Source organism: Stenotrophomonas sp. YIM B06876 (assembly GCF_030711595.1).
Taxonomy (GTDB): Bacteria; Pseudomonadota; Gammaproteobacteria; order Xanthomonadales; family Xanthomonadaceae; genus Stenotrophomonas.
The window spans coordinates 558-3,526 of the sequence record NZ_JAUJUJ010000076.1; the positions used below are offsets into that span (position 1 = coordinate 558).

The following is a 2,969-nucleotide window of genomic DNA, read 5'->3' on the forward strand; positions in this document are numbered from 1 at the left end:
CAACTACGTCAAGGCGATCGGCAAGGGCCTGTCCAAGATCATGTCCAAGATGGGCGTCTCCACCTACATGAGCTACTGCGGCGCGCAGCTGTTCGAGGCCATAGGCATCAACAGCGACACCGTCGGCAAGTACTTCACCGGCACCGCCAGCCGCGTCGAAGGCATAGGCGTGTTCGAGATCGCCGAAGAAGCCATTCGCATGCACCAGGCGGCCTTTGGCGACGACCCGGTGCTGGCCAATATGCTCGACACCGGCGGCGAATACGCCTGGCGCACGCGCGGCGAAGAGCACATGTGGACGCCCGACGCGATCGCCAAGCTGCAGCATTCCACGCGCGCCAACAACTGGAACAGCTACAAGGAGTACGCCCAGATCGTCAACGACCAGAACCGCCGCCACATGACGCTGCGCGGCCTGTTCGAGTTCAAGTTCGACCCCGCCAAGGCCGTGCCGCTGGACGAGGTCGAGCCGGCCAAGGAGATCGTCAAGCGCTTTGCCACCGGCGCCATGTCGCTCGGCTCCATCAGCACCGAGGCGCACGCCACGCTGGCCGTGGCCATGAACCGCATCGGCGGCAAGAGCAACACCGGCGAAGGCGGCGAGGATGCGGCGCGCTATCGCAACGAACTCAAGGGCATCCCGATCAGGCAGGGCGACAGCCTGAAGAGCGTGATCGGCGCCGAGAACGTCGAGGTCGACCTGCCGCTGCAGGACGGCGACTCGCTGCGCTCCAAGATCAAGCAGGTGGCTTCGGGCCGCTTTGGCGTCACGGCCGAATACCTGAGCAGCGCCGACCAGATCCAGATCAAGATGGCCCAGGGCGCCAAGCCCGGCGAGGGCGGCCAGCTGCCGGGTGGCAAGGTCAGCGACTACATCGGCAAGCTGCGCCACAGCGTGCCCGGCGTGGGCCTGATCTCGCCGCCGCCGCACCACGACATCTATTCGATCGAAGACCTGGCGCAGCTGATCCACGACCTGAAGAATGTCGCGCCGCATGCCAGCATCAGCGTCAAGCTGGTGTCTGAAGTCGGCGTGGGCACCATCGCGGCCGGCGTCGCCAAGTGCAAGAGCGACCATGTGGTGATCGCCGGCCATGACGGCGGCACCGGCGCTTCGCCCTGGTCGTCGATCAAGCACGCCGGCAGCCCCTGGGAAATCGGCCTGGCCGAAACCCAGCAGACCCTGGTGCTGAACCGCCTGCGCGGCCGCATCCGCGTGCAGGCCGACGGCCAGATGAAGACCGGCCGCGACGTCGCGATTGGCGCGCTGCTCGGCGCCGACGAGTTCGGCTTCGCCACCGCGCCGCTGGTGGTCGAGGGCTGCATCATGATGCGCAAGTGCCACCTCAACACCTGCCCGGTGGGCGTGGCCACGCAGGACCCGGCCTTGCGCAAGAAGTTCTCGGGCAAGCCCGAGCATGTGGTGAACTACTTCTTCTTCGTCGCCGAAGAGCTGCGCCAGATCATGGCCCAGCTCGGTATCCGCCAATTCGACGAGCTGATCGGCCGCACCGACCTGCTCGACATGCGCGCCGGCATTGAACACTGGAAGGCGCGCGGGCTGGACTTTGGCCGCCTGTTCGCGCAGCCCCAGGTGGGCCCCGAAGTGCCGCGCTTCCATGTCGAGGAGCAGGACCACAACATCGCCCACACGCTGGACCGCAAGCTGATCGAGCGCTCGCGCCCGGCCATCGAGCACGGCGAGCGCGTGCAGTTCATCGAGGTGGCGCGCAACGTCAACCGTTCGGTCGGCGCCATGCTGTCGGGCGCGGTGACGCGCGTGCACCCCGAGGGATTGAGCGACGACACCATCCGCATCCAGCTCGAAGGCACGGGCGGGCAGTCGTTCGGCGCGTTTCTCGCGCGCGGCATCTCGCTGTACCTGATTGGCGACGCCAACGACTACACCGGCAAGGGCCTGTCGGGCGGCCGCATCATCGTGCGCCCGAGCATCGATTTCCGCGGCGACGCGGCGCGCAACACCATCGTCGGCAACACCGTGATGTACGGCGCCACCAGCGGCGAGGCCTTCTTCAGCGGTGTTGCCGGCGAGCGCTTTGCCGTGCGCCTGTCGGGTGCCACGGCGGTGGTCGAGGGCACGGGCGACCATGGCTGCGAGTACATGACGGGCGGCACCGTCGTGGTGCTGGGCCAGACCGGGCGCAACTTCGCCGCCGGCATGAGCGGCGGCGTGGCCTATGTCTACGACGAGGACGGCCAGTTCGACACGCGCTGCAACATGGCCATGGTGACGCTCGAGCGCATCGTGCCCAGCGAGGAGCAGATCGCCACCCACCCGCGCGCCACCTGGCACAGCGACCAGACCGACGAAGCCCAGCTCAAGAAGATGCTCGAAGCCCACAACCGCTGGACCGGCAGCAAGCGCGCGCGCGAACTGCTCGACCACTGGGCGGCCTCGCGCAGCAAGTTCGTCAAGGTCTTCCCGACCGAGTACAAGCGTGCCCTGTCCGAGATGTATGAACGAAAAGTGCTTGAAGAGGCCGCCACGCCTGCGGTGGCAGCTCCTAAAGACGAAGTGGTTGCGGCCAAGTAAGCGCGCGCCAGGCACAATTTTCAAGAGGATACGGACATGGGAAAGACCACAGGTTTCATGGAATACGGGCGCANTGAAGAGGCCGCCACGCCTGCGGTGGCAGCTCCTAAAGACGAAGTGGTTGCGGCCAAGTAAGCGCGCGCCAGGCACAATTTTCAAGAGGATACGGACATGGGAAAGACCACAGGTTTCATGGAATACGGGCGCATCGAAGAGGGCTACAAGAGCGTGGGCGAGCGCCTCAGGCACCACAAGGAATTCGTCATCGGCCTGGACGACGCGCAGGCCAAGGTGCAGGCCGCGCGCTGCATGGACTGCGGCACGCCGTTCTGCAGCAGCGGCTGCCCGGTCAACAACGTCATTCCGGACTTCAACGATCTGGTCTACCAGAGCGACTGGAAGAGCGCCATCGAGG

1 protein-coding gene and 1 pseudogene are annotated in these 2,969 nt (G+C 65.9%); both read left to right on the forward strand.

All coding sequences use genetic code 11. The features are described 5' to 3' along the window. Positions 1-2,554: glutamate synthase-related protein (locus tag QZH66_RS14570; protein ID WP_305806652.1), on the forward strand; the 2,554-nt coding region annotated here is incomplete at its 5' end. A gap of 171 nt (positions 2,555-2,725) precedes the next feature. Beyond that, positions 2,726-2,969 (forward strand): annotated as a pseudogene (gene gltD / locus QZH66_RS14575) (glutamate synthase); the annotation flags it as partial.